At 51.8% G+C, this 5,345-nt stretch carries 2 protein-coding genes and 5 pseudogenes; 6 read left to right on the forward strand and 1 reads right to left on the reverse strand.

Annotated features, from left to right (window positions below):
• A pseudogene (locus tag QZ506_RS07755) lies at positions 1-83 on the forward strand (lipoprotein); the annotation flags it as partial.
• Positions 84-233: 150 nt separating this feature from the next.
• Here QZ506_RS07755 and QZ506_RS07760 read toward each other — a convergent pair.
• Positions 234-758, reverse strand: a pseudogene (locus QZ506_RS07760) (LysR family transcriptional regulator); the annotation flags it as partial.
• A 115-nt stretch (positions 759-873) separates the two neighbouring features.
• Here QZ506_RS07760 and QZ506_RS07765 point away from each other — a divergent pair.
• The 5 genes and pseudogenes from QZ506_RS07765 to QZ506_RS07785 form a co-directional block, all read left to right on the forward strand.
• A pseudogene (locus tag QZ506_RS07765) lies at positions 874-2,259 on the forward strand (coniferyl aldehyde dehydrogenase).
• Positions 2,260-2,290: 31 nt separating this feature from the next.
• A complete protein-coding gene (locus QZ506_RS07770; protein WP_291970208.1) occupies positions 2,291-2,989 on the forward strand; it encodes a type 1 glutamine amidotransferase domain-containing protein in 699 nt (232 codons plus the stop codon).
• Between the two features lie 80 nt (positions 2,990-3,069).
• Positions 3,070-4,068, forward strand: coding sequence for a LacI family DNA-binding transcriptional regulator (locus QZ506_RS07775; RefSeq protein ID WP_291970210.1), 999 nt, complete (start codon positions 3,070-3,072; stop codon positions 4,066-4,068).
• A 155-nt stretch (positions 4,069-4,223) separates the two neighbouring features.
• Positions 4,224-4,856: pseudogene (locus QZ506_RS07780) on the forward strand (Na+/H+ antiporter NhaC family protein); the annotation flags it as partial.
• 179 nt (positions 4,857-5,035) lie between these two features.
• Positions 5,036-5,345 (forward strand): annotated as a pseudogene (locus tag QZ506_RS07785) (IS21 family transposase); the annotation flags it as partial.

Consider the following 5,345-nt stretch of genomic DNA (forward strand, 5'->3'; position numbering starts at 1 on the left):
AGGTGGGTGAAGCCATGGCCATGGTCAAAGCGCTTAACCGGATCACGCTATTAGGAATGCCGAACAGTATTCGCATCACGTAACAATCGACCCGTATGGGGCGCAGTCGTTACAAGTTCTGATTTATTCAACAAAGCCGTTGCGAGGATCCGTCGTTTCACTGGTCTGCCAGCATAAAATATATTTATTCAACAAAGCCTCAATAAATCCCGGCCAAAATGTTCACTGTTATTCAGGCGTTCGGCAAGGGTTGGCGATGCAATCGCGATCACGCGATCGCTAAATATGACATCCCCCTTTAATCGCGCATCGGTGACCGGATGCGCCGTGATACCCAAATCGCAGTGCCCTTCTATCACCATCTGGGAAACCATCGGACCATCTCCGGCATGCAAATGCACGCGAATACCACTTTCCAGTAACGGCAGCAGTTCCCCCGCCAATTTCTCTGCAATAAAGTCAGAATGACCAATGATCTGTAGCGTTCCCGCAACATCCATGGATCTTGCCCTTGCTGAGGCAAGCGCGGATTCAGCATCATCCAGTTTATTGCCGATATCCGCCGCCAGATCGTCAGCGACCACAGTCGGTTTAACCCCCTGCGGTTGACGCTCAAACAGGGGCCTTCCGATGGCTACTTCAAGGCCGATGATGTGCTGAGAGACCGCAGGCTGAGTCAGGTTCAACATCCGTGCCGCCCCCGAAATCGAGCGTTTCCGGTACACCTCGATGAAAGTCCGTAGACGCAACAATGAGATAGCTTGCCCATAAATTGATTTATACCACTGACAAAATAGCGTTGTTATCCGTAAACATCCAGAAACTTTATGCTGTTTTCACCCCACGAAACCGCCGTACCAACAGGAAAGTCACATGAGCGAACAACATTATTATCAGGCGTTATCACACATCCTTGACGCCATGAAGAAGTACCATCGACAGAATGAGCCCGCTACGGCTGCATTACGCCGCGATCGTCTTATTCGCAGCGCCGCCTTGGTTCGTGACAACCATGTGACTCTGACCGATGCGATAGGGCGCGATTTTGGTCATCGCAGCGGCTATCAGACGCAGGCCGCCGATCTGATAACCACCATCAATATGTTGACGCATTCCGCCGAAAAGCTGGAGCAATGGATGCAACCGGAAGCAGCCAAGGTACCGGTTCCTGGAATGTAGGCCTGGATCGAACCACAGCCGCTGGGCGTGGTGGGCATTATCAGCCCGTGGAATTTTCCGATAAACCTCTCCTTCGGTCCGCTGGCGGGTATATTTGCCGCGGGCAACACCGCGATGCTGAAACCCTCCGAGCTGACGCCTTTTACCTCTGAATTGCTTGCAGAGCTGGTCCCTCATTACTTTGATTCGAATGAGCTCGTGGTGGTGTTTGGTGATGCGGATGTAGGTCGGGCGTTTAGTCAGTTACCGTTCGATCATCTGGTCTTTACCGGCAGCACGGAGGTTGGCCGTCACGTCATGCGCGCGGCTGCCGAAAATCTGGTTCCCGTTACGCTTGAACTGGGAGGAAAATCCCCGGTAGTGTTGGATACCGATGCTGGCATCAGCATCGCCGCCGAACGGATACTGACGATAAAGACATTTAATGCCGGACAAATCTGCATCTCCCCGGATTATGTCCTGCTGCCGGAATCATCCGAAGCGGGCTTTGTCGATGCGGCAAAACGTTTTATGCACGAGAGCTACCCAACGCTTCAGCGCAATACGGATTACGTCGCTATTATTAACGACAGACATTATCAACGATTACTCATGCTGCTGGACGATGCTACCCGCAAGGGTGCTAACATCATCAGTCTATCTCCCGATAACGAACCTGATTTTGATCCGCACAGCAGAAAGATCGCGCCGCATCTTATTCTTGGCGTCACAGAAGAGATGCTCGTGATGTAGGAAGAGATCTTCGGGCCACTCCTGCCATTAAAAACATACGCGGGCCCGTGTCCACTCGCTGCCTACTACTTTGGCGTTGACGCGGAGCGTCAACGCCAAATCGCCACAAGGACAACGTCTGGCGCCTTGGTCATCAACGATGTCATGACTCATGCTGCAATCGATAGCCTACCCTTTGGCGGCATCGGGGCTTCAGGAACCGGTGCATATCACGGTATCCATGGTTTCAGGCGTTTCAGTCATGCAAAACCGGTTGTTGTTCAGGACAGCGCCGGCATGACCAGTCTTCGTCTTCGTGCGCCTTATCAGGATAAAGCTGCTGTTGCCGAAGCGTTCCTGAACAACTAATTCACCTGCACCAGCACTATCGAGGTTAACAATGAAAATGTTAATGGTTCTGACATCCCATGCCGAACTGGGCAACACGGGAAAGAAAACAGACTTTTGGTTGGAGGAGTTTGCCGCGCCCTACTATGTCTTTAAAGATGCGGGGGCTGAAGTGGTTCTCTCCTCACCGGCCGGTGGCCAGCCGCCACTGGATCCCAAAAGCGATCTTCCTGAATTTCAGACAGCGCTGACGGCGCGTTTTAAAGCGGATAAAGACGCACAGGACGCGCTTTCTCAAACGGTCAAACTGGAAACCGTATCTCAGGAGGATTTTGACACCGTGTTCTATCCTTGCGGCCACGGCTCGCTATGGGATCTTGCGGAGTCATCAATATCGATTGCCCTGATTGAATCGTTCGATCGCACCGGGAAACCAGTGGCCCTTGTCTGCCATGCACCGGGTGTGCTGCGTAAGGTTACTTCCGCGACGGGCGATCTGCTCATCAAAGGACGTAACGTTACCGGCTTCACCAATAGCGAAGAAGAGGCCGTTGAGTTAACCCATGTCGTCCCGTTTTTAATCGAAGATACCTTTATTGCTGCTGGTGCACATTACCAAAAAAGTGCCGACTGGATGCCGTTCGTCGTGGAAGATGGCTATCTGATCACAGGACAGAACCCGGCCAGTTCAGAAGCCGTTGCAGTCGCCCTGCTGAAAAAATTGAATAACGAAAGCTCAATGAGCCATTAAAAATTACAGGGTGCGATGTTGGGCTAGCACAATTAACTATGATAACAAAGTAGCTCTCAATGCAATGACGGGGAGTTATCATGGCGACAATGAAGGATGTAGCCCGCCATGCGGGTGTTTCTGCGGCAACGGTATGTCGAGTAATCAACAACAACGTTTACGTTAAGCCGGTTACTCGCGAACGGGTTGAAACGGCGATGCGTGAGTTCAACTATCAGCGCAATGTTACCGCACACGCCATGGCGAAAAGGAGTGGCAAGACACTCGGGCTGCTTACCGGCAACCTGGATGATCCCTTCTTCTCGCGTATGGCGTGGGGCATTGAGGATACCACGCGTAAAGCCAGAGTACAGTTGGTCGTTTGTAGCGGCGGGCATCGCGCCGAGCAGGAAAAAGCCGGGCTTGATTTACTGATTAATCAGGGGTGTGAAGCCATTGTCGCTCATCTTCCCCGAATGAATGAAGAGGATATCTTGCGCTATGCCGCCCATACGCCTGCATTGGTGGTGATTAATCGCTATTTACCGATCATCGCCAATCGCTGTGTGTGGCTGGACAATGTCAGTGCCGCTCAGGCCGCAACTAATCAGCTCATTCAACATGGTCATCGGAAAATAGCCTGCATAACGGCAGATATTCCCATCGAAGATAGAACTAACCGCGTCGAAGGTTACCGCAAAGCCATGGACATCGCTGGGATTCCGGTAGCAGATGACTGGATCATCAGCGTTCCCTTTAATGAAAACGGGGGTGAGCTAGCAGCAGAGAAACTGTTACAGTCCGGGCTTAACTTCACGGCGTTGGTCACCTTTAATGATGTCATGGCCGCTGGCATCATGCGAACCTTTCACTACCACCAGGTTCGCGTCCCCGACGACATCTCCCTAGTGGGCTTCGATGACATTGCCTGGGCCAAATATCTGCACCCGACCTTGACGACCATGCATAATCCCATCGAGAAAATGGCACGCCGTGCCGCGACGCTGGCGTTACAACTTAATGCCGGTATCGTCGGGCTCCCACAAAACAATGCCTATTGTGCTGAGCTTATCCCTCGGGCATCGGTCAAGCAGGTTTAATTCCGCTTTGTCAGCACGGAGCAAGCCAGAAAAATGCGAATCGCGTCGCAGTGATTAAACACATGAAACCCGTTACACCCACAGCGGTCCGGGATCACATTTATGCTGCCTTTCTCTTACTATGCTGGCCTCTTCCATGCTTAACGGAGTGAGAAATGAAAGCTAAAAAGGAACTTAATCTGGGATTGGCACTGCTTCCTATCGTTGCCATACTCATGTTGTTGGTTATTGGTTATGGTCAGTATAAATTACCCATCGAGTCGCTATTGTTAGTCTCGGCTGCAGTCGCTATAGCCGTTGCCTATTGGCAAGGCTACCACTGGGTAGAGATCATAGACGCAATTGTCGCGAAACTGGCCAAAGCGATGCCCGTGATACTAATATTGATCTGCGTCGGTGGCATGATCGGAGCCTGGATGTTAAGTGGCACGATCCCTTACATGGTGTATTGGGGACTGAAACTGATCAGCCCTCAATATATCGTTATCACGGCCTTTCTTATCACCTGCGCAACGTCGGTTTACACAGGCACTTCATGGGGCACCGCGGGGGTGGCGTTGATGGGCGTCGCCGCTGGCCTTGATGTCTCTTTACCCGCCACGGCGGGTGCGGTGGTTTCAGGGGCCTATTTTGGCGATAAGCTATCACCGCTGTCTGATTCCACCAATTTCGCCGCAATCGTCGCTGAAACCGATCTCTACAGCCACATCAGCCATCTTATGTATACCACCCTGCCGAGCTTTGCCTTAGCCGCCGGGACCTATCTGTTTTTTGGCTATATGCATATTCGCATCGTGATCGATCAGTGATTCGCATGACAATCGATCACAATTTCGCATGAAAGGTCGATCATTGATTCGCGTCGTATCGATCACTCAGGGACTTAACTCTTTTAACCTCCTATCCATTAGCAGTTTCTACTGAAATGGAGATAACGACGGCCAGAAAGAGAAAAAGCAGGAGTACCATGGGGACTTGTCTTCAGATCTTCAAACTCAAATTTGAGCGCAACCAGTCTAATCGCACCATCGCCGCCGCTCTCAGGGTCAGCCCTTCCACGGTGTACGAGGTACTCTCCCGTTTTACCGCCGCATCTCTGTCGTGGCCATTGCCTGATGCGCTCTTGCCAGAAAAACTGGAAAAGATGCTGTTCCCCACCCGCAGAATGCGCACCCCGGAGCTTATCGCGCCGGACTGGCTGTATATCGATACCGAGCTAAGACGGCCAGGGGTTACCAGGCAGCTGTTGTGGATAGAATACAGCACCGAAACCGGAG

It is taken from the genome of Candidatus Symbiopectobacterium sp., assembly GCF_020054415.1.
In the GTDB taxonomy this organism is placed as follows: domain Bacteria; phylum Pseudomonadota; class Gammaproteobacteria; order Enterobacterales; family Enterobacteriaceae; genus Symbiopectobacterium.